Origin of the sequence: Flavobacterium sp. F52, assembly GCF_000278705.1 — a bacterium.
GTDB lineage: Bacteria > Bacteroidota > Bacteroidia > Flavobacteriales > Flavobacteriaceae > Flavobacterium > Flavobacterium anhuiense.
In genome coordinates, this window is record NZ_AKZQ01000037.1 from 21,342 (window position 1) to 43,652 (window position 22,311).

The following is a 22,311-nucleotide window of genomic DNA, read 5'->3' on the forward strand; positions in this document are numbered from 1 at the left end:
TCATTTTGATGTTAAATTATATAATTTTGATATCAATTTCGAACATTAAATCAAAAATGCTGAATACTGTTTCGGCATTTTTTTTTCTCGTTTTTGTCACAATTTTGCCAATTGGCAGTCCAGAAACTTCATCCATTTCCATTTCCTGTGATACGATTTCTAATTTCTTTTCTTTGATCACTCTCATGACTTTGTTCATGTTTTTATAATCAAAAGAAATTAAAAATTCGACGTCTATTGTTTTTTCTACAATTTCACAAACTTCTAAGGTCTGCTGCGCTGTAGTTCTATAAGCTGCAATTAAACCGCCAACACCCAATTTTACGCCTCCAAAAATACGAACGACTACTACAAGAACGTTAGTTAATCCGAAAGATTGTATCTGGCCGTAAATTGGTGCTCCAGCTGTGTTGCTGGGTTCGCCATCATCATTGGCACGATACGAAACTTTATTTCCAACACCAATTTGGTAAGCATAACAATAGTGCACCGCATGCGGATGCTGCTTTTTTAGCTCTTCAATAATGGGCTTTACTTCATCTTCGTGATCTATTGGAAAAGCATAACCAAAGAATTTACTGCCTTTTTCCTTAAACAGTATTTCTTCAGATGCAACCGCAATAGTTTGATAAGTATCGTTAATTTCCAAAAGCAGTATTCTTAAAGTATATTTTTTTTATAAAGATCGACCACATCTTCTTTCCCAACTTGAAGATTCCAAACTTTGATTCCTAAAGCCGCGGCGCTATCGGTATTTTCTGTCTTGTCGTCAATAAATAAGGTGTTTTCGGCAACTAGATTGTTTTGTTCAAGAACAAACTGATAAATTTTCGGATCTGGTTTTCTCATTCCGATATCAAAAGAAAAATATACTTTTTCAAAACAGTCATAAAAATCCTTGTAAAAAGAAACGCCACTTTTTTCTTCAAATGTATTGATGTGAATAGAATCGGTATTGCTTAACAGAAACAATCGGTATTTTTTTGATAATTCCTGAAGAAATTCCAAACGATAAAATGGAAAATCTGCCAAAACAGCATTCCAAGCTTTTAGAATATCTTCCTTTGAAGCATTGGGCAATTGTTTTTGAAAACCGCCGATGAAATCTTCTGGAGAAATAGCGCCTACTTCAAAAGAAAGATTTAATTGTTCAAATTCATTATTCCACTCCTTCATTCCTAATTTTTGTAAACCAGAAATTGTGGCAGGTTTGTCTAAATTGATAAAAATGTCTCCGAAGTCAAAAATTATCGCATTAATCATGATTTTTAATCTGTATTAGTTCGTCGCTTAAAATGTTGGTTTTGATGCTGTTTTTTCTTGAAATATTTGGAGTTTTCGTTCCTTTTTCAAAACTTGTTTTTCCAATAAAAATTCGTGCCTCGTCCCAAAGATTTTCATCGATAAAAGATTGAAGCGTTTGTCTCCCGCCTTCAATAATTACAGATTGAATTTGATTTTGGTATAAAACATCTAAAATCTGAGGCACAATATTTTTGCTGAAATCAATTACTTCAAATTGTGTGTTTTTTGTTGGTGATTTTTCTTTTTCGCTAGAAAAAATAATAGTTTTCACAGTGTCATCAAAAATAAAACTGTCTTGATCAATTCTGTTATTTCGATCTATAACAATTCTTGTCGGATTATTTCCGTCCCAATCTCTGGCGTTTAATTTCGGATTGTCATCAACTACAGTTTGTGTTCCAACTAAAATTGCTTGTTCTTCAGTTCGCCATTTATGAACCAATTGTCTCGAATATTGATTGGTGATCCAAACCGGTTTTCGATCTTGATTGCTAACTTTTTCTGGCGCCAGAAAACCATCCTGACTTTCCGCCCATTTTAAAAGTACGTAAGGCCTCTTTTTTTGATGAAAAGTAAAAAAGCGTTTGTTCAGCTCGTTGCATTGATCTTCTAAAACACCAACGGTTACATTAGCGCCAGCTTCAATTAATTTCAAAATTCCTTTTCCAGCTACTTTTTCGTTAGGATCAACCGTGCCCACAACTACATTCGGAATTTCATTTGCAATTATTAAATCGCAGCAAGGAGGAGTTTTTCCAAAATGACTGCAAGGCTCCAAGCTTACATAAATTGTAGCCTTTTTCAACAGCGTTTTATCTTTTACAGAATTTACGGCATTTACCTCTGCATGTGGCTCACCAGCCTTTTTATGCCAGCCTTCACCAATAATCTGACCTTCATAAACAATCACACTGCCAACCATCGGATTCGGATACGTTGTTCCAAGTCCATTTTGTGCCAGTTCGATGCAGCGTTTTATATATTTTTCATGTATATTCACAGTGCAAAAGTAGTTATTTTTGAGTTTATGACTAAGTTAAGAAGCTACAGAAAAAGTATATTTGCTTTTGCTTATATAATGATTTAGAATAAAAAAATGGTAAATTGGTTAATACGTACAATTGAAAAGAAAGATAATCAGGCAGTTGCAAGTTTGATACGTTCTGTTTTTGATGAACTGGAAATTCCAAAAGTAGGTACAGCATACGAAGATCCTTATCTAGATTTGATGTTTGAACAATATAGCAAACCCAAATCGATCTATTTTGTTGTCGAAAATGAAGGAGAAATTGTTGGCTGCGCTGGTATTGCACCTTTGGAAAATGGTGACTCCGAAATTTGCGAATTACAGAAAATGTATTTCCTTCCAAAAACAAGAGGTTTAGGAATTGGCTCTCAAATGATGGAAAAATGTTTAGAGCAAGCTAAATCTTTTGGTTTTAAAAAATGCTATATCGAAACCATGCCATTTATGCATGCCGCACAAAAACTTTACAAAAAATCCGGTTTTGAGTATTTAGATGCTCCAATGGGATGTACTGGGCATAATTCTTGTCCTGTTTGGATGCTCAAAGTTTTGTAACTTTAAGGTAACAAATTTAAAACAAGCAAGACTTATTGAAAGATAAATGTCAGTTTCGGCTGATGTAAAATGCTCAAAAAATAAAAATGAAAATTAAACAATATCGTACTCAGTTTATTAAAGAATTATCTCCTTTTTACGATGCGTACGAAGCAGAAAGCTTTTTTTATTTGATACTTGAAGATAAATACCAACTTCGCCAGATTGATTTAGCCTTAAATCATGAATTAGTATTTGATGAAAAGGATTTCACGATCTGGAACGAGTTGCTAAATCAGCTGAAGAAAGAAGTTCCTATTCAGTACCTACTTGGAAAAACCAACTTTTATGGTTTGGATTTTGAAGTGAATGAGAATGTTTTAATTCCAAGGCCAGAAACAGAAGAATTAGTTGAATGGATTATTAATGAAAATGCAAGTCCAGATAAAAACAAAAAAATAAGAATTCTTGATATTGGAACTGGAACGGGCTGTATTGCGATTTCGCTGGCTAAAAATCTTCCGAATGCTGAAGTTTTTGGTGTTGATGTTTCTAAAAAAGCGATTGAAACCGCAAAAAGGAATGCCATTAGAAATGATGTAGAGGTGACTTTTATGCTGCTGAATATTTTAGAAACTGATGAATTTACCTGTCAGTTTGATATCATTGTTTCTAATCCGCCTTATGTGCGAAATCTAGAAAAAGTAGAAATAAAAAAGAATGTACTGGATTACGAACCGCATTTGGCGCTTTTTGTAGAAGATAGTGATCCGCTTATTTTTTATAGAAAAATTGCTTCCCTGGCTCAAAACGGACTTCTGAAAAACGGAAAACTGTATTTTGAAATCAACCAATATCTTGGAAAAGAAATGATTGATTTGCTGGAAAGTATGAGTTTTCAAAACGTTGAGCTTAGAAAAGATATTTACGACAACGATCGTATGATAAAAGGGAATATTTAAGTTTTCAGTCTCGGTCTCAGTTTTTAGACATATTGACTGAAAATTGAGACCGAAAACTGCGACTGGAAATTATTCATATCGCAAAGCCTCAATAGGATCTAGTTTTGATGCTTTAATAGCTGGATATAAACCAGAAACCAGTGCAACGCAAAAACTTGTTGCAAAAGCGGCAAAGATCGCCATCCACGGAATCACAAAAACAAAGCTCATTGCCGTTGCAATAGCAAAACCAAGCAGAATTCCCAAAACGATTCCGACCAAACCTCCAATTTGTCCAATTAATAAAGTCTCGATAAAAAACTGAAAAGCAACTGTTGATCTTTTGGCTCCCAAAGCTTTGCGAACGCCAATTTCGCGGGTACGTTCTGTAACCGAAACGATCATAATATTCATTAAAGCAATAGAAGATCCTAAAATGGTAATAACGGATATAATCCAAGCAGCCCAGCCTAAATATTTGGTAATACCTAAAATTCGGTTTATTAAGTCATCACTGCGCCCAATGCCGAAATTATTATCTCTTACAGGACTAAGTTTACGAACCCTTCTCATGGTACTTGTAGCATTGTCGACAGCTTCGTCTAAAAGTTCTTTTTTAGAAACCATCACACTGATTGTATAGTTGATGTTTGGTGCAGAAAATAAGGATCTCGCAACCTGAATCGGAATCAAAACGCGTAAATCTTGGCTGTTCCCAAAAGTAGAGCCTTTTTCTTTTAGAACGCCAATAACTTTAAATCGTGCACCGCGAATCGAAATGATTTTATCTATCGGATTTACATCTTTTAAAAGTCCTTTTTCAAAATCAGAGCCGACAATACATGAATAGGTGTTGTTGTCAATATCAAATTGATTAAAAGAACGACCTAAAGTAGTTTCTAAGCCAGAATTGGCAATGAAATGCTCGTCGACACCAACAACTGTAATTTCGGGGTCTGTTTTGGTATCTAAATATTTTACTTCAGCTTTTGAAGTTGCAGTAAAAGAAAGGGATGTCTCTGTAAAAGGATATTTGTATTTATTTTTAAAAGCAACAGCTTCAGGATAAGAAATAATTGGATTGATAACTTCACGCTCGTTTCCGCCACGATTTCGAACCGTATTTTCGTATTGATTGATGTTGAACGTATTAGCTCCCATTGATGCAAAATTGGTGGAAATTGTATTTTCTAATGCAGAAACTACCGTAAGGATACCCACCAAAGCAGTAATACCGATAGCAATAATTAAAACAGTAAGAACCGTACGCAGAATTTGGGTTTTGATAGAACCAAAAGCAATTCGGATATTTTCTTTAAATAATTTTAGCATCATGACCAATTTGTCACGAAAATACGGTTTTTGTTACAAGTTTGTTTTCGAAGTGTTATTATTTATTTTAAAAAGTAAGATATTTGCATTCGCTTAAAAATTAAAAGAAATAATGTCAAAGAATTTTAGGTTTTTAGTTTTCAAAAGAAATCTAATATCTAAAATCAACAATCTAAAATAGAGAAAATGGCTTCTAAACCAAGTATACCAAAAGGAACAAGAGATTTTTCACCAGCAGAGGTGTCAAAACGTCAATATATTATTCAGACTATAAAAGCTAATTTCGAGAAATTTGGTTTTCAGCCAATCGAAACGCCTTCGTTTGAAAATTCAGATACCTTAATGGGGAAATATGGCGAAGAAGGAGATCGTCTGATTTTTAAAATTTTAAATTCAGGTAATTTTTTCTACAATAAAAGTAAAATTGAATTACCAGAATCAATCGAGGAATTACAGCTGAATTCTGCTGAAAAAATAACTTTAGAGCAAAGAATCGAATTAAATAAATTCACAGGAAAAATTTCTGAGAAAGCATTGCGTTACGATTTGACAGTTCCGTTTGCAAGATATGTAGTGCAGCACCAAAGTGAAATTGAATTTCCGTTCAAAAGATATCAGATTCAGCCAGTTTGGAGAGCAGATAATCCGCAGAAAGGGCGTTTTAGGGAATTTTTTCAATGTGATGCTGATGTTGTCGGTTCAAAATCACTTTGGCAGGAAGTAGAATTGGTTCAATTATATGATACTGTTTTTACATCGTTAGGTTTAGAGGGTGTTACAATTAAAATCAATAACAGAAAAATTTTATCCGGAATTGCTGAGGTTATCGGTGCTTCAGATAAATTAATTGATTTTACAGTTGCGCTTGATAAATTGGATAAAATTGGAGAAGACGGCGTTAAAAAAGAAATGATAGAAAAAGGAATTTCTGAAGAAGCGTTGGTAAAAGTGCAACCGCTTTTTAGTTTCTCAGGAACTTTTGCAGACAAAATTGCACAACTTTCGGACTTGTTGTCATCTTCTGAAGAAGGAATGAAAGGTGTGGAAGAATTGAAATTTATTTGCGACAATGTGGCCGATTTAGGTTTATCGACTGCAATTTTAGATTTGGATGTGACATTGGCTCGTGGTTTAAATTATTACACCGGAGCTATTTTTGAAGTTGCGGCTCCAAAAACAGTAGCAATGGGATCTATCGGTGGTGGTGGAAGATACGACGATTTGACGGGTATTTTTGGATTAAAAAACATGAGTGGTGTCGGAATCTCTTTTGGATTGGATAGAATCTATCTAGTTCTGGAAGAATTGCAATTGTTTCCAGAAACGGTTGCGGCTACTTCTAAAGCATTATTCTTGAATTTTGGCAACAAAGAAGCTTTGTATGCTTCAAAAGCGATTCAGAAATTGAGACAGGAAAATATAAAAGTAGAATTATATCCAGACAACGTAAAGGTGGGGAAACAATTTCAATATGCAGATAAACGTTTGATTCCGTTTGCGGTATTGGTAGGAGATCAGGAGATTAATTCAAATTCGTACACGCTTAAAAATTTAGTGACAGGAGAGCAGGTATCTGTAGATTTCGACGGATTGAAAAAAGCTTTACAGTCCTAAATTAAGTTATGTTTTACGCAGATTCTGCAGATTGGAGCAGATTTAATTTGATTTAAAAACGAAATCTATTTTAATCTGCCTAAATCTTTTTAAATCTGCGTGAAATATTAAAAAATACTTTGAAAGGCTAACTGTCTGGAACAAAAGTTTTTGCTTCAGATTCCGCAGGTTCAAAGGATTTTCTTTTAAAATCTATGCCTGAAATAGTTGCTGGAGAAGAAAAAAAACTCTTAATTTGCCGACCTTAAGTTACGGGCGTAGTTCAAGGGTAGAATAGCGGTCTCCAAAACCGTTGATGGGGGTTCGAATCCCTCCGCCCGTGCAAAAGAAATAAAATGACAACCCGTCATTAAAAGCATAAAAAAAAGCTTCGTCTCTATAGGCGAAGCTTTTTTTAATATAAGGTAAACTTGAATTAATAATTATTTAGAGGCCGAAGCCAACCCTTAAATTCAATTTTTGGTGGTAATAATTGTTTTTTATTGGTCTCAAAGATAATATAAACTAAAACGTAATAGTCTTAAAATTATAATAAATTTTTTCTATGTGATTGCGTTTTTTAAATGTCTCATAATTAATAAAGTGACAATTTGACATTTTATAAGATTTGGCAGTACTTTTGCAATCCAACAAAGAAATAAAAAATGAAGTTTAAAAATATTTTTAAAAATAAAAGCAATATGACTACGGAAAATACAGAATTCGATCAGGAATTAGATGACGCAACGATAGAGACTAACGCCAATGGAGAGCAATTAATTGTTGAAGAATTAAGTGTTGAGGAGCAATTAGCTCAAGACTTAGCCAAAGAAAAAGATAAGTTTTTGAGATTATTCGCCGAATTTGAAAATTATAAAAAAAGAACTTCAAAAGAACGTCTTGAATTATTTAAAACAGCAAACCAAGAAGTTTTATTGGCAATGCTTCCAGTTTTAGATGATTTTGACAGAGCAACTGTAGAGATCAACAAATCTGAGGATGAAAATTTGAAAAAAGGAGTTGAGTTGATCCATGAAAAACTGAAAAGCACTTTAGTATCTAAAGGTTTAGAACAAGTTGAGATTCAGGCAGGAGATGCTTTCAATGCTGATATTGCTGAAGCAATTACCCAAATTCCAGCACCATCTGATAAATTAAAAGGGAAAGTTGTAGATGTTATTGAAAAAGGATACAAATTAGGCGACAAAATTATTCGTTACCCTAAAGTTGTTGTAGGAAACTAAAAAATGCAAATAAAAATTTCAATTGTGTTTTTTGGATTTTGGAATTTTAAGATTTGGAATTTAATCTGATTATGAAAAAAGATTTTTACGAAATACTAGGCATTTCAAAAAATGCTGATGCTGCCGAAATTAAAAAAGCGTATAGAAAAAGTGCTTTAAAATACCACCCTGATAAAAACCCAGGCGACAAAGAGGCAGAAGAAAACTTCAAATTGGCGGCAGAAGCTTATGAAGTTTTAAGTGATCCGCAGAAAAAAGCAAAATACGATCAGTATGGTCATCAAGCATTTGATGGTTCTGGCGGATTTGGTGGTCACGGAGGTATGAACATGGATGATATTTTCAGCCAGTTTGGTGATATTTTTGGTGGCGGATTTGGCGGTTTCGGAGGCGGAGGCGGAGGTCCTCGCCGTGCGAAAGGAAGCAATCTTCGAATTAAAGTAAAATTGACTTTAGAGGAAATTGCAAATGGAGTGGAGAAAAAAGTAAAAGTAAAACGTAAAGTTCAGGCTAAAGGCGTAACGTATAAAACTTGTACAACTTGTAATGGTCAAGGACAAGTAATGCGTGTAACCAATACCATTTTAGGAAGAATGCAATCTGCATCAACTTGCCCTACTTGTGGTGGTTCTGGTCAGATTTTAGATAAAAAACCTTCTGAGGCAGATGCTCAAGGAATGGTTCAAGAAGACGAAACAGTATCAATCAAAATTCCTGCAGGAGTTGTTGACGGAATGCAGTTGAAAGTTGCTAATAAAGGTAACGATGCACCAGGAAACAGTATTCCAGGAGATTTAATTGTAGCTATTGAAGAAATTGAGCATGAATTCTTGAAGCGTGAAGGTGAAAACGTTCACTACGATTTATATATCAGTTTCCCAGAAGCAGTTTTGGGAGCTTCTAAAGATATTGAAGCAATCAACGGAAAAGTTCGTATTAAACTGGAAGAAGGAATTCAATCTGGTAAAATCTTAAGATTGAAAGGAAAAGGAATTCCAAGTTTAAACGGTTACGGAAGCGGAGATTTATTGGTTCACGTAAATGTTTGGACTCCAAAAACATTAAATAAAGAACAAAAACAATTCTTTGAAAATGCTTTAACAGACGAGCACTTTGCTCCAAGTCCAGAAAAATCAGAGAAATCATTTTTTGAGAAAGTAAAAGATATGTTCTCATAATCTTAACTTTTTTAAAATACTATAAATAATCAAAAACCCATTCTAGCATAAAATAGAATGGGTTTTTTGCGTAATATGACACAGATTCGCTAGTAATTATTTACTTTTACAGTCGCTGAACCGTAATGGGAGAAGCAACGCAGTAAATCCTTAAAAATAACATGAGTAACTTACTAGAAGTACATAAAGTCATAAAAAAATATGGCGACTATGTAGCACTTAACGAAGTTTCATTAAATGTGCCAAAAGGCAGTATATATGGGCTATTAGGTCCGAATGGAGCAGGAAAAACTTCCCTTATCAGAATCATAAACCAGATTACAATGCCTGACAGTGGTGAAGTAATTTTGGATGGAGAAAAGTTACAGCCAAAACATGTGCAGACCATTGGCTATCTTCCAGAAGAACGAGGTTTGTACAGTTCAATGAAAGTAGGCGAGCAGTGTCTGTATCTGGCGCAAATGAAAGGACTTTCTAAAGCTGAAGCCAAAAAACAACTGGATTATTGGTTTGACCGTTTGGGAATTCAAGGTTGGTGGAATAAAAAAATTCAGGAGCTTTCTAAAGGAATGGCACAAAAAATTCAGTTTGTGGTTTGCGTTTTGCATAAACCAAAATTGCTGATTTTAGATGAGCCATTTTCTGGATTTGATCCGGTAAATGCCAATATTATTAAAGACGAAATTTTGGCTTTAAAAGAACAAGGTTCAACCATTATTTTTTCGACTCATAGAATGGAAAGCGTAGAAGAACTTTGTGAAAATATTGCTTTAATTCATAAATCTAATAAACTGATAGAAGGAAAAGTAGTCGATGTAAAACGCCAGTTTAGAACAAACAGTTTTGAAGTTGGAATTTTGACCAATAATGTTGAAGGATTAATGTATGACATTACACAAAAATTTACTGTTTCTCCAGCTAGTTTTAAATCTTTGAATGATGATTTAAAATTAAATATTCAGATCGGTAATGCTTCTCCAAACGAATTGTTGAATGTTTTAACGCAACGCGGACAAGTAACGCACTTCGTTGAAAAAATTCCAAGCATAAACGATATTTTTATCCAAACAGTTACTGAAAACAAAGTTTAAAAATTCCAATATAGAAATTCCAATTCCAAGCGTATAAATTGGGATTTGGAATTTAAAATTTGAAAATTAATTATTTATGAGTATTATCTCGTTGATTATAAAAAGAGAATTTATTGCTAAAGTCCGCAATAAATCTTTTGTTGTCATGACTTTCTTGAGTCCGCTTTTATTTGTGGCTATTGCTGTTTTTATTGGTTATTTAAGTACCATGAAAGCAGAAACAAAAAGAATTGCGATTCATGATGAAACTGGACTTTTTGCTTCAGATTTTTTAAAAGAAAATAAAAAAGGTGTAGAATTTAAATATCTCAATCTGTCTGAAATTGATGTAAAAGCCTTAAAGGATAGTATTACAAAAGAAAATTTCAGCGGATTAATTGTTATTCCGAAAACCGAAAATAAAAAAGATTTAGAAAGTAAAATTGAATTTATTTCTAATAACAGCCCTAGTATTTCTTTTATTGAAAACACTCAGGAAATCATTGGAAATAAAATCACAAAACTAAATCTAGAAGAAGCAAAACTAGATACTCTGGCTATTCAGAAAGCACAGTCAGATGTAAATATTCATTTAGTGAAAGCCTCTGGAGAAGAGAGTTTAAAAGGATTAAATGAAATTAAAATAGGAATTGGCGGTGCATTTGGCTATCTGATTATGATGTTTATTATTATTTATGGAAACATGGTAATGCGAAGTGTAATCGAAGAAAAAACAAACCGTATTATCGAAATCATTATTTCATCTGTAAAGCCATTCCAGTTAATGATTGGTAAAATTGTAGGGACTTCTTTAGCAGGAATTCTGCAATTTATAATTTGGGCAATTATCGGTTTAGGATTAATGTTTGCCGCTTCGGCATTCTTCGGCGTAAATGTTGGCTCAACAGCTAGAATTTCTCCAGAAATGATGCAAACGGCTCAGCATGAATTTTCGGGTTCAGCACAAATGTATATTGCCGAATTATGGAATCTGCCAATTGCAAGTATTATAATCGGATTTGTGATTTATTTTATTGGAGGATATTTTTTGTATAGCTCATTTTATGCGGCAATTGGAGCAGCCGTTGATAATCAAACCGATTCTCAGCAGTTTTTGCTTCCAATATTAATGCCTTTAATTTTAAGTGTATACATCGGATTTTTTACCGTTGTTAATGATCCGCACGGAACTGTGGCCGTTGTATTTTCAATGATTCCGCTTACTTCGCCAATTGTTATGTTAATGCGTATTCCATTTGGCGTGCCGTGGTGGCAAATAGCAATTTCGGTATCATTATTGTTTGCAACATTTTTCCTTGTGGTTTGGTTCGCCGCAAAAATCTACCGAATTGGTATTTTAATGTACGGCAAAAAACCAACCTGGAAGGAATTGTATAAGTGGCTGAAGTACTAGTTCTTTAGAGTTGCAAAGTTACAGAGTGGCAAAGGTTCAAAGTTTTTTTGAATTTTGTATAACTTACAAAAGCGACTTTAAGATTGTGTATTGAAGCATAAAAGAGATATTACTAATAACAGGTTAATAGGTAGCATAGCGACAAAGATTTTAAACTTTGTCACTCTGTAACTTTGCAACTTTGAACCTTAGAAAAAGAATGAGTAAAATACTAATTGTAGAAGACGAAGCAGCAATCAGAAGAGTTTTGGTAAAAATTTTATCAGAAGAAAATGATTCGTATCAGGTTGATGAAGCAGAAGACGGTGTTGCGGGACTTGAAAAAATAAAAAACAACGATTACGATTTGGTTTTGTGCGATATCAAAATGCCAAAAATGGACGGTGTTGAGGTTTTAGAAGAAGTAAAAAAGATAAAACCAGAAATCCCAATGGTTATGATTTCGGGGCACGGCGACATGGAAACGGCTATTCAAACCATGCGTCTAGGAGCTTTTGATTATATTTCGAAACCGCCAGATTTGAATCGTTTGCTGAATACAGTTCGTAATGCTTTAGACAAAAAGCAATTAGTAGTTGAAAATAAAATTCTAAAGAAAAAAGTCAGTAAAAACTACGAAATGATTGGTGACAGCGAATCGATTAATCATATAAAATTGATGATTGATAAAGTGGCTCCAACCGAAGCCAGAGTTTTAATTACAGGTCCAAACGGAACTGGAAAAGAATTAGTGGCGCATCAATTGCACGAAAAAAGCGAGCGTTCTAGTTTTCCTTTAATTGAAGTAAACTGTGCGGCGATTCCAAGCGAATTAATAGAAAGCGAATTGTTCGGACACGTAAAAGGTGCTTTTACATCTGCTGTGAAAGATCGTGCTGGAAAGTTTGAAGCTGCTGACAAAGGAACTATTTTCTTAGATGAAATTGGAGATATGAGCCTTTCTGCTCAAGCAAAAGTTTTGCGTGCGCTTCAAGAAAATATGATTACTAGAGTAGGTGCCGATAAAGACATAAAAGTGGATGTTCGTGTCGTTGCCGCAACCAATAAAGATTTAAAAACAGAAATTGCCGAAGGCCGTTTCCGTGAAGATTTATATCATCGTTTGGCTGTAATTTTAATAAAAGTTCCGCCATTGAATGAAAGACGTGATGATATTCCAGCTTTGATTTCTCATTTTACAGAGAAAATAGCTTCGGAACAAGGAAATGCGGTTAAGTCATTTTCGGCGCAAGCCATAAAATTATTACAGGAATATGACTGGACAGGAAACATTCGTGAACTTCGAAATGTGGTAGAAAGATTAATCATTTTGGGAGGAAACGAAATTTCTGAAACAGATGTAAAAATGTTCGCTAGCAAATAAATGATTTAGTTTTCTATTTGAAATCTAAAAGCATAAATCTAATATTTAGAAATGAAATTAAAAAAGATAAACGAGAAATTACAAGACGGTTTAATTGAAAATGGTCTGACGGAAGCCAATGCTTTGCAGATGGAAACTTTTTCGACCATAAAAAGTGGCGCAGACTGTGTAATTGTTTCGCCAAAAGGAAGCGGAAAAACGACTACAATTGTATTGAATGTAATTCAGCAATTGGCGGGAAAAACAGAAGAATCGCCTCGTGCTTTGATCATTGTTGAGGATAAAGAGAAAATGACCGCTATGGTTGACCTTTTTGAGAAATTAGGAAAATATGCTAATCTAGAGGTTTACGGCGTGCACGACAAAGGAGATATGGATTATGATAAAAATTACGTTTCTACCGGAATTGATGTTTTAATTGGTACGCCAACGAAATTGAACGATATGTTCAGTACGGCGGGTTACAACGTAAATCGTCTTAAAATGTTTATTATAGACGATGCCGATCCGATTCTGAAATTGCGTCATGATGCTAAAATCACTCGTATTTCAAACAGTATTGCCAAAGTGCAGCGAATTATTTTTACAGAAACTCTAACAGAACGAATTGAAATTTTGGCAGACAAAATCATGATCGAACCTTATTTGTTTGATATGGATGAAGAGGGTGAAGAGGAGCTTGATGAAGAAGAAGACGATATTGAAGAGGAATAATTATTATAAAGTTTGCAGTCCCAGTTTGTAGTCTCAGTAACTAGAAAGTGGGACTTTTTGATTTAAAAATTATTAATAAAAAATAAAGTAGAATGGGATTAATGAAAGTGTTTTCGGGAAGTGAAGTATTAGCAATTGCTTTGCAAGAAAGATTAGAAGAAGCTGGAGTCGAAACAGTTAAAAAAGATAATATTCAATCGGCTCGTTTGGGAGGTTTTGGACAGACAGATTTGGCAGTTGAGGTTTTTATTCAGGAAACTGATTTTGCAAAAGCAAATTCCGTTATTGAAGAATTTAGAATGAGTCTTTAAAAAAGTCGCAGTTTGCAGTCACAGTTTTCAGTATTCTAACTGTAAACTGTCACTGCGACTGAAAACTAAAATAATATGCAATACAAAATGTTAGTGCTCGACATGGATGATACCTTGTTGACAGATGATCATAGAATTTCAGATTTAAATAAAAAAGTAATATTAGAAGCACAAGCAAAAGGCGTTTATGTGGTTCTGGCTTCGGGAAGACCAACTACAGCTATGACGGCTTATGCTAAAGAGCTGGAACTCGATGTAAACGATTCGTATATGATTTCGTTTAATGGAGCAATAATTAGTCGTGTTAAAGACGATTTGATTTTGTTTGAACAGAAATTGACTGTAGAACAAATTCATGCGTTATATGATTATAGCGTAAAGAAAAATGCGCACATAATTACCTATTTGGATGACGAAATTATCAGCGAAACCGATTCTGAATTTATAGAAGTAGAAAAAGAAATTACTGGAATGGCGCATCATAAAGTGTCAAGCTTTAAAGATTATGTAGACAGACCAGCGGTTAAATGTATTTTGTTGCAAGATCCAGCGTATTTAAAAACGCTAGAAAATGATTTAAAAGAAGCTATGCCTCATTTAAGCGTTTCGATGTCAAAACCATTTTTCTTAGAAGCGGCGCAACAAGGCATTGATAAAGCGGCAAGTCTGAAGTTTTTGGCTGATAAATTAGGAATTCACCAAAGCGAAATTATCGCCGTAGGGAATGCCGGAAATGACTTAACTATGATCGAATATGCCGGTTTAGGAGTTTGGGTTGATAATGTAACGCCAGAATTGCGGGACAAAGCAGATTTAATCGTAGCTTCAAATAATGACGATGGTGTTGCTGAAGTAGTAACACGTTATATTTTAAACTAAACTAAGATGAAAAAGCCTATTGAAACGGAACGCCTGATTTTACGGGAACTTGAACTTTCTGATGCAGAAGGAATGTACGAATTGGATTCTAATCCAAACGTGCATTTATTTGTAGGGAATAGACCCGTAAAACATATTGAAGAAAGCATTGAATATATCAAGTTTGTTCAAAAACAATATAAAGATCATGGAACAGGCCGATGGGCAGTTGTTTTGAAAGAAACGAACGAATTTATTGGCTGGTCTGGAATTAAGTTTATTACAGACGAAATCAATAACCACAAAAACTTTTATGAGTTAGGATATCGTTTTACCGAAAAACATTGGGGAAAAGGGTATGCAACAGAAGCAGGAAAAGCTTTTGTTGATCGTGCTTTTAACGAAATGAAAGTAGAAGTGCTTTATGCTTATGCAGATGCTGGAAACGAAAATTCTAGAAAGATTTTAGAAAAACTAGGTTTCCATTTTGTGAATTCTTTCGAATATCAAGAAGAATTAGAAGTTTGGTACGAACTTAAGAATCCAAACTCCAACTAAGAAATGTGTTCCAAATCTTTACATACTTAAAAGTCAGTAAAGATTTGGAAACAAATCAGAGTTATAATTATTTTTTAGCTACAGAAACAAAATATTTATTTCCGTCACCCATAGTTAATTTTACACGCTCGTCGCAAAGATCGATTGCAAAATTTGCACTTTCGTAACAGCTGCACGTTGTATTTTTGTCTTTAGACATTTCAGTTTTACAGTTGTTGTTTTTAAAACTTGCTAATTGTGGAGTGTATAAACTAACCAAGTCAGTAGAAGCGGTTACTAAAGAAATAATACTTGCAGAATTATTATTGGTAATTCTATATACAATTCTATCCGTATAGTTTACATCGTTAACAGTTACTTTACGAATGTAGGTATAAGCTGTAGATCCTTCACCTGGTTCTTTAACTTCAAACTTAAACCCAACTGCACGAATAGCAACGTCAAATTGCTGTTGTGAGTTAAAGCTTGCCCAAGTCGTCAATGTACTAATAGTAGGAAATGGATTTGCATTTGCAGCAGGGGCATTAGTTTGCGCTTGCGAACTAAATAAGGTTAAGAACATCAAGCAGATTGTGGGTAAAAATGCTTTCATAAAGCGTGGTATTTGTTATTATAATTTTGCCTACTCTCTTTGGTTTTCGGCTTTCCCATTTCATTTTGTAACACAAAACAACAACATAACGAGTAAAATTCAAAATTGTTATGCCCGAATTATTATTAAATTAATTAAAGGGTACTAAAATTCTTTAATATGAATTTATTGGCAACATGATGCATAACAATGGTAAATGTAAGAAATTTTGAATTTAAAATAGAAAAAAATGTATTTAATCGGTAAAACTTGCATTTAGTCGATTATTTTGTCATTTTATTCTTATCTGAATACTAAAATCTAAAAAACGAAAGTCTTGTATTTTGTAAAATAAAGGTAAAAAAGATTAACTTTTGAATGTTTCTAAATTAATATTAGTGCAAATTATTGATTGGAAGTGCATTAATCGCTTTCTTTTGATGAATATTGTTTGTAAATTTGCAGCCTTAAATTTTTTGACAACGATTTCATTAATTTAAGACAAATTATGGAAAATAGAAAAAAAGTTGCCTTTTACACGCTGGGTTGTAAACTGAATTTTTCAGAAACCTCTACAATCGCCAGAAGTTTTAATGACGAAGGTTTTGACCGCGTCGATTTTGAAGATGTTGCAGATATCTATGTGATTAATACCTGCTCTGTAACAGAAAATGCCGATAAACAATTTAAACAGGTTGTCAAAAAAGCCATGAAGCTGAATGAAAAAGCTTTTGTTGCCGCTGTTGGCTGTTATGCGCAATTAAAACCAGAAGAATTGGCTGCAGTTGACGGAGTTGATTTAGTTTTGGGCGCTACAGAAAAATTCAAAATCACAGACTATATCCATGATTTGAGCAAAAATGATATGGGTGAAGTGCACTCATGCGAAATTGCCGAAGCTGATTTCTACGTAGGAAGTTATTCTATTGGAGATCGTACAAGAGCATTTTTGAAAGTTCAAGATGGTTGCGATTATAAATGTACCTATTGTACAATTCCGTTGGCAAGAGGAATTTCAAGAAGTGATGCTTTAGAAAATGTATTGAAAAATGCCAAAGAAATTTCTGCACAGAATATTCGTGAAATTGTTTTAACTGGTGTAAATATTGGTGATTATGGAAAAGGGGAGTTCGGAAACAAAAAACACGAACATACTTTTCTAGATTTAGTTCAGGCTTTAGACAAAGTAGAAGGAATCGAACGTTTAAGAATTTCGTCTATCGAACCAAATTTATTGAAAAACGAAACAATTGAATTTGTTTCTAAAAGCCGAACTTTTGTACCGCATTTTCATATTCCGCTGCAATCAGGAAGCAATGATATTTTGAAATTAATGAAACGCCGTTATTTACGTGAAGTTTATACAGATCGTGTTGCTAAAATTCGTGAAGTAATGCCTCACGCTTGCATTGGTGTAGATGTAATTGTTGGTTTTCCTGGAGAAACAGACGAGCATTTCTTAGAAACGTATCATTTCTTAAATGATTTAGATATTTCATATTTACACGTTTTTACGTACTCTGAAAGAGATAATACGGAAGCAGCAGAAATGGAAGGCGTAGTTCCTTCAAATGTTCGCGCTAAACGCAGTAAAATGCTTCGCGGTTTATCAGTTAAAAAACGCAGAGCTTTTTACGAAAGCCAATTAGGAACCAACAGAACTGTACTTTTTGAAAGTGAAAATAAAGAAGGATACATTCACGGATTTACTGAAAACTATGTGAAAGTAAAAACACCATGGAATCCAGAATTGGTGAATACACTTCAAGAAATTAACTTAACAAAAATTGACGAAGACGGAAGTGTTCGCATTGAGTTTTTGAATAAACTGGCAGAAGCTTAAAGATAAAGTTTGTCATTCCGAGGAACGAGGAATCACACTCGAAACTCGACAAAGATTGGCAATTATAGCATATGGAATTACTAGTGTGATTCCTCGTTCCTCGGAATGACAAAAAAAGCCTCTAATTAGAGGCTTTTCTGTTTTATATATTATTCATTATCCTGAACAACCAATTTCAAAGAATTAATATAATCAGTGTCAAACTCAATAACTCGAATTTTTTCGGGATTAAATCCTAATTCTCCACCAAATTGACCTCTTGTGTCTAAGAAATTAATAGTCAATTCTTCGTCATTCAATTCTATTAATTTTCCTAAATAGGCAGATTTAGATGATTTTTTGGCAATTTGAAAAATACCGTATTTCTCTGAAACGTACTTAATAATTGAAGCTAAATCTTTGATTGGGATAATATCATCAGAATTTGTTTTTAATCCCTTCAAACGAATTACTTTTTCTGTAAAAGCCAGATCATGATCTCGGTTTACGGCTTCAATATTTTTATTTCTCAGGATAACAAAACCATCCAAAACAAAATCTACAGGGTTATTTCGAAGCAAAATCCAATCATCAGAATAATCAATTAAAAACCCGCTGAAGATTTCTTTTTTATCCTGAAATTCTATTTCGACCAATTGTCTTAAATATTGTTCCATCATGTTTTTTTTAAATTCCAATAATTAAAATCCAAACACTAAACTCCAAAATCAAATTCCAAATGCTATGAGATTGGAATTTGGAATTTTATCCCGATAGCTATCGGGATGGAATTTGATTTTTTAAGGATTAGTAGACCAAATACTGCTGTTTTTGATAAACACTCTTCGGTTTAATTTTAACTGTGCAATAATTAAATCTGCCATATCTTCAGACTGCATTACTTTTTCCGGGTTTCCGTCAGTTAAGTTTAAATCTTTTGCCATGTCAGTTGCCACAGTACTTGGCGTTAGAGCTGTAACACGGATATTGTGTTTTCTCATTTCTTGCATTAAAGAATCGGTTAAACCTAAAACAGCAAACTTAGATGCGCTGTAAGCACTTGTCAATGCGTTTCCGTTTAATCCTGCAGTTGACGAAATATTGATGATATCTCCAGTTTGTCTTTCGATCATGTTTGGGATAATCGCACGAGTTGTGTAATACGTTCCCATTAAATTCACCTGAATAATTCTTTCCCAAGCTTCTGGCTCCAACTCTAAGAATTTTCCAAAAGAAGCAATTCCAGCACTATTGATTAAAATATCGATGTGTTTAAATTCAGCAATAGCTTTTTCAACGGCAGAATTGATAGAATTAATGTCAGAAACATCGGCAGACAGCGCCAACGTTTTTACGCCAAGTTTTGCGGTTTCGGCAGCAAGCTGATCAATATCATTTTGAGTTCTTGAAACCAAAATCAGGTTTACACCTTCTTTTGCCAAAGCAATGGCAACAGCTTTTCCAATTCCTTTTCCTGCGCCTGTAATAAAGGCGTTTCTATTTTTTAAGTCGGTCATGATTGTGTTTTTAGAAATGCAGAAAGCATCATTTTAAGTCTTACAAAAATAAGCTTTTGAAAACTAAAATGATGCTTTAAAAGGTATTCTTAATCTAAGTTTAACAACTTTTTTTATTCTTTTAGAACCATGTCGATACACATGACAGCTCCTAAAATTAACTGTCTCAGCGGACTGTCAGAAGCAACTGTTTCATCAATTTCAAGAACATAATTGTCGGCACTTGTAAAAAATTCTTTTCCTAATCCTGCCCATTTTTTACTTACCTGTGCCAATTGCTTGTTTTCATGTGAGAATTTGAAATCCCAACCAGTCCATTTTCCTTGAAGCGTTGCAACAGGTTTTTCATTTTTATCTAAAATTTCAAATCTTCCGCCGATTGAGAAAAATTTTTGTTTGAAAGTTCCAACTAAGCGATCTTTCTCGTCTAATACTTCAACGGTCGATCTAAAAATGGCAACGCCTCTTCTTACTGTAATTAATTTTTCTCCAGAAGCAGTTGTAATTTCAACATTAAATGGAGTTGCTCTTTTATAATCTGTAAAACGAAATACTTTTGTGAAGAATCCAAGATTGTTTTCTCGGCAGTTCATGATGATTTGATTCGTTTCTGGATGATATATATCGTAATTGTTTGCGGCTTTGAACATTCCAATATGTTCTTTAACTAAAAATAGATTTTGGCTTAAAATAGGATTCATACGTGTGTAAAATAAGTTTTGAAAATAAAGCTGCAAATGTAATACAATATTTATTAATTATACTGCTTAGAAGTTTCAACCAAACGAATAAATTCTGCTTTGTAACCTTCGCCATCGTTTGAATTTCCTTGTTTCGCTAGTTTTACAATTTCTTCAGAAGACTTGTCGGCAATTAATTTTGAATCTCTCAATTTCAAACCAAACCAAGCTACGGCAGAACTAAATTTCATATCATCGCTCGCTTTATCCAAAGCAACCGATTTGTTCTCGATTACCTGAACCATTTCGATACTTTTATCGCCGTCAGGTTTTTTGTAACGGAATTTTATCGTCGCCAATTCGTTGCTGTAATTATTTGAATTGGTTTCGGTTTTAGTGTATTTTAAAGGATCTGGCTGTTCAGCTAAATAATCACTTTTTACACCAGCAGGAACAATTTCATACAAAGCCGTTACCGTATGATTGCTTCCCAATTCACCCGCATCAATTGCATCATTTTTAAAATCTTCTGGACGCAATTTTCTGTTTTCATAGCCAATCAAACGATACGCTTGAACTTGCTTCGGATTGAACTCGATCTGAATTTTTACATCTTTCGCGATAGCAAACATCGAACCCTTGAATTCTTTTCCTAAAAAACGATTCGCTTCCTGAATGTTGTCGATGTAAGCATAATTTCCGTTTCCTTTATCTGCCAAGATTTCCATTTTACTGTCTTTGTAATTTCCCATTCCGTAACCCAGACAAGTCAAGAAAACACCTGTTTTTCTTTTCTCTTCAATCAATTTTTCCATATCAGAATTAGAAGAACTTCCCACATTAAAATCTCCGTCAGTTGCAAGAATCACACGATTGTTTCCGCCTTTAATAAAATTTTCTGCTGCAGTTTTATAAGCCAATTCAATTCCTGCGCCTCCGGCTGTACTTCCGCCAGATTGTAATTTGTTCAAAGCGTCGATAATCGTTTTTTTCTCATCTCCAGAAGTTGGAGGCAAAACCATTCCTGCAGCGCCCGCATAAACCACAATCGCTACTTTATCTTTTGCACGTAATTCGTTTACCAAAATTTTCATTGATTGTTTTAATAAAGGCAGTTTATTCATGTCGCTCATCGAACCCGAAACATCAATTAAGAAAACAAGATTAGAAGCAGGTAAATCGTTTGTTGGAATATTCTTTCCTTGTAAACCAATTTTAAGGATTTTATTATTCTTATTCCAAGGAGAATCGCTTACTTCTGTATTGATAGAAAACGGATGCTCATTTTTTGGCTGTGGATAAGTATATTTAAAGAAATTAACCATTTCTTCTACACGAACCGCGTCTTTTGGAACTTGCTGGCCATTGTTTATAAAACGTCTGATATTGGTATACGAAGCATTATCAACATCTATAGAAAATGTAGAAAGAGGCGCTGTTTTTGGACTTTCAAAAGCATTTTCTATAAAAGCATCATAATCTTCCTGAGTTGGTTCTGTCGGAATTGGCATAATATTTAATTTTTTATCCAGTTCTTTTTCAGAAAGATTTTTATAAATTTCATTTTTGGTTGAAATTACCACAACACCATTCGAAGCTTTACTGCCATAAATTGAAGTCGCGGCTTGATCTTTTAAAACCGAAACATTATCAATATCATTCGGATTTATTTTTGCCATTTGATTGGCTTTTGCCGGAACTCCGTCAATAATATACATCGGTTCATTTTTTGGAGAAACTGATTCATTTGCGCGAATAGAAACAGTCGGGCTTGGCATAGCAGAATATCCCATAGAATTTTGAACTTGAATTCCTGCAACTTTTCCTTTAAGTGCCTGTGCTGCATCTTTTTTCTCTCTTCTTCTTTCAGCACGAGCATAGCTTCGGTCTTCATATTCTGAACTGCTTACGCCATAACCCAAAACTACAACTTCGCTTAAGGTCTGATTATCTGGAAGTAGTTTTATATTAATCGTATTTGAGTTTTGAACCTTTTGATTTTGGTTTTTGTATCCAATATAAGAGAAAACTAGCATGTCTCCAGTTTTAGCTTGAATGCTATATTTTCCATCAAAATCAGTTGCAACATTTTTTTTTGATGTCTGATTGAAAACGGTTACACCTGGAAGTGGCTGTTTTGTTTCATCTGAAACGATTCCAGAAATAGTTCTTTCTTGTGCTATGGTTACGAAACATATAAGCATAGCAATGGCTGATGAAATAAGTTTTAGACTTTTCATGATAATAAGTTTTAGAATTAATGTTGAGATTTAACTTTG

The 22,311-nt window shown here is 34.0% G+C and carries 22 protein-coding genes and 1 tRNA gene; 14 read left to right on the forward strand and 9 right to left on the reverse strand.

Annotated features, from left to right (window positions below; genetic code table 11):
* Window positions 1-16: 16 nt before the first annotated feature.
* From FF52_RS18610 to ribD, 3 genes are read right to left on the reverse strand one after another with little or no spacing between them, the layout of a single operon-like run.
* Window positions 17-649, reverse strand: a complete 633-nt coding sequence (locus FF52_RS18610) for an IMPACT family protein (RefSeq protein WP_008467982.1) — start codon at window positions 647-649, stop codon at window positions 17-19.
* Between the two features lie 11 nt (window positions 650-660).
* Complete coding sequence (locus FF52_RS18615) at window positions 661-1,263, reverse strand: HAD family hydrolase (RefSeq protein ID WP_008467985.1); 603 nt, start codon at window positions 1,261-1,263, stop codon at window positions 661-663.
* The gene (gene ribD / locus FF52_RS18620) at window positions 1,256-2,305 is read right to left on the reverse strand and encodes a bifunctional diaminohydroxyphosphoribosylaminopyrimidine deaminase/5-amino-6-(5-phosphoribosylamino)uracil reductase RibD (RefSeq protein WP_008467986.1); all 1,050 of its coding nucleotides are present in this window, start codon (window positions 2,303-2,305) and stop codon (window positions 1,256-1,258) included. The genes FF52_RS18615 and ribD overlap by 8 nt, the downstream gene beginning before the upstream one ends.
* Before the next feature lie 96 nt (window positions 2,306-2,401).
* Between ribD and FF52_RS18625 the strand changes: the two genes are divergently transcribed.
* The gene (locus FF52_RS18625; protein ID WP_008467988.1) at window positions 2,402-2,887 is read left to right on the forward strand and encodes a GNAT family N-acetyltransferase; all 486 of its coding nucleotides are present in this window, start codon (window positions 2,402-2,404) and stop codon (window positions 2,885-2,887) included.
* Window positions 2,888-2,973: 86 nt separating this feature from the next.
* Window positions 2,974-3,828 (forward strand): peptide chain release factor N(5)-glutamine methyltransferase, encoded by an 855-nt coding sequence (prmC, locus tag FF52_RS18630; protein ID WP_008467990.1) that lies wholly within the window; start codon window positions 2,974-2,976, stop codon window positions 3,826-3,828.
* Between the two features lie 69 nt (window positions 3,829-3,897).
* On the opposite strand, the gene FF52_RS18635 is transcribed toward prmC, so the two are convergent.
* Complete coding sequence (locus tag FF52_RS18635) at window positions 3,898-5,142, reverse strand: ABC transporter permease (RefSeq protein WP_035691969.1); 1,245 nt, start codon at window positions 5,140-5,142, stop codon at window positions 3,898-3,900.
* A gap of 183 nt (window positions 5,143-5,325) precedes the next feature.
* Between FF52_RS18635 and hisS the strand changes: the two genes are divergently transcribed.
* From hisS to FF52_RS18690, 11 genes are all read left to right on the forward strand, one after another.
* Complete coding sequence (hisS, locus tag FF52_RS18640) at window positions 5,326-6,753, forward strand: histidine--tRNA ligase (protein WP_008467994.1); 1,428 nt, start codon at window positions 5,326-5,328, stop codon at window positions 6,751-6,753.
* A gap of 251 nt (window positions 6,754-7,004) precedes the next feature.
* Window positions 7,005-7,075: transfer RNA gene (locus FF52_RS18645), tRNA-Trp, on the forward strand.
* A 322-nt stretch (window positions 7,076-7,397) separates the two neighbouring features.
* On the forward strand, window positions 7,398-7,976 hold the full coding sequence (locus FF52_RS18650) for a nucleotide exchange factor GrpE (RefSeq protein ID WP_008467996.1): 579 nt from the start codon (window positions 7,398-7,400) through the stop codon (window positions 7,974-7,976).
* A gap of 71 nt (window positions 7,977-8,047) precedes the next feature.
* On the forward strand, window positions 8,048-9,154 hold the full coding sequence (gene dnaJ / locus FF52_RS18655) for a molecular chaperone DnaJ (RefSeq protein ID WP_008467998.1): 1,107 nt from the start codon (window positions 8,048-8,050) through the stop codon (window positions 9,152-9,154).
* Window positions 9,155-9,315: 161 nt separating this feature from the next.
* On the forward strand, window positions 9,316-10,245 hold the full coding sequence (locus FF52_RS18660; RefSeq protein ID WP_008468000.1) for an ABC transporter ATP-binding protein: 930 nt from the start codon (window positions 9,316-9,318) through the stop codon (window positions 10,243-10,245).
* Between the two features lie 76 nt (window positions 10,246-10,321).
* Window positions 10,322-11,638, forward strand: a complete 1,317-nt coding sequence (locus tag FF52_RS18665) for an ABC transporter permease (RefSeq protein ID WP_008468002.1) — start codon at window positions 10,322-10,324, stop codon at window positions 11,636-11,638.
* 199 nt (window positions 11,639-11,837) lie between these two features.
* Complete coding sequence (locus FF52_RS18670; RefSeq protein WP_008468003.1) at window positions 11,838-13,001, forward strand: sigma-54-dependent transcriptional regulator; 1,164 nt, start codon at window positions 11,838-11,840, stop codon at window positions 12,999-13,001.
* A 51-nt stretch (window positions 13,002-13,052) separates the two neighbouring features.
* Window positions 13,053-13,715, forward strand: a complete 663-nt coding sequence (locus FF52_RS18675; RefSeq protein ID WP_008468005.1) for a DEAD/DEAH box helicase — start codon at window positions 13,053-13,055, stop codon at window positions 13,713-13,715.
* Between the two features lie 92 nt (window positions 13,716-13,807).
* Window positions 13,808-14,026: a putative signal transducing protein gene (locus FF52_RS18680; protein ID WP_008468006.1), complete on the forward strand. Its 219-nt coding sequence runs from the start codon at window positions 13,808-13,810 to the stop codon at window positions 14,024-14,026.
* 75 nt (window positions 14,027-14,101) lie between these two features.
* A complete protein-coding gene (locus FF52_RS18685; RefSeq protein WP_008468009.1) occupies window positions 14,102-14,905 on the forward strand; it encodes a Cof-type HAD-IIB family hydrolase in 804 nt (267 codons plus the stop codon).
* A 6-nt stretch (window positions 14,906-14,911) separates the two neighbouring features.
* Window positions 14,912-15,442 carry a GNAT family N-acetyltransferase gene (locus FF52_RS18690; RefSeq protein ID WP_008468011.1) on the forward strand — a complete coding sequence of 177 codons (531 nt, stop codon included), beginning with the start codon at window positions 14,912-14,914 and terminating at the stop codon, window positions 15,440-15,442.
* A 67-nt stretch (window positions 15,443-15,509) separates the two neighbouring features.
* Here FF52_RS18690 and FF52_RS18695 read toward each other — a convergent pair whose 3' ends face one another.
* Window positions 15,510-16,034: a hypothetical protein gene (locus FF52_RS18695; RefSeq protein WP_008468013.1), complete on the reverse strand. Its 525-nt coding sequence runs from the start codon at window positions 16,032-16,034 to the stop codon at window positions 15,510-15,512.
* A gap of 487 nt (window positions 16,035-16,521) precedes the next feature.
* Between FF52_RS18695 and mtaB the strand changes: the two genes are divergently transcribed.
* Window positions 16,522-17,856 (forward strand): tRNA (N(6)-L-threonylcarbamoyladenosine(37)-C(2))-methylthiotransferase MtaB, encoded by a 1,335-nt coding sequence (mtaB, locus tag FF52_RS18700; RefSeq protein WP_008468015.1) that lies wholly within the window; start codon window positions 16,522-16,524, stop codon window positions 17,854-17,856.
* Window positions 17,857-18,005: 149 nt separating this feature from the next.
* Here mtaB and FF52_RS18705 read toward each other — a convergent pair whose 3' ends face one another.
* The 4 genes from FF52_RS18705 to FF52_RS18720 all read right to left on the reverse strand — a co-directional run bounded on the left by FF52_RS18705 (window position 18,006) and on the right by FF52_RS18720 (window position 22,272).
* Complete coding sequence (locus FF52_RS18705; protein WP_008468016.1) at window positions 18,006-18,512, reverse strand: hypothetical protein; 507 nt, start codon at window positions 18,510-18,512, stop codon at window positions 18,006-18,008.
* Between the two features lie 123 nt (window positions 18,513-18,635).
* Complete coding sequence (locus FF52_RS18710) at window positions 18,636-19,352, reverse strand: 3-ketoacyl-ACP reductase (RefSeq protein WP_008468019.1); 717 nt, start codon at window positions 19,350-19,352, stop codon at window positions 18,636-18,638.
* 113 nt (window positions 19,353-19,465) lie between these two features.
* Window positions 19,466-20,053 carry a phospholipid scramblase-related protein gene (locus FF52_RS18715; RefSeq protein WP_008468021.1) on the reverse strand — a complete coding sequence of 196 codons (588 nt, stop codon included), beginning with the start codon at window positions 20,051-20,053 and terminating at the stop codon, window positions 19,466-19,468.
* 53 nt (window positions 20,054-20,106) lie between these two features.
* A complete protein-coding gene (locus tag FF52_RS18720) occupies window positions 20,107-22,272 on the reverse strand; it encodes a vWA domain-containing protein (protein ID WP_008468022.1) in 2,166 nt (721 codons plus the stop codon).
* Between the last annotated feature and the right edge of the window lie 39 nt (window positions 22,273-22,311).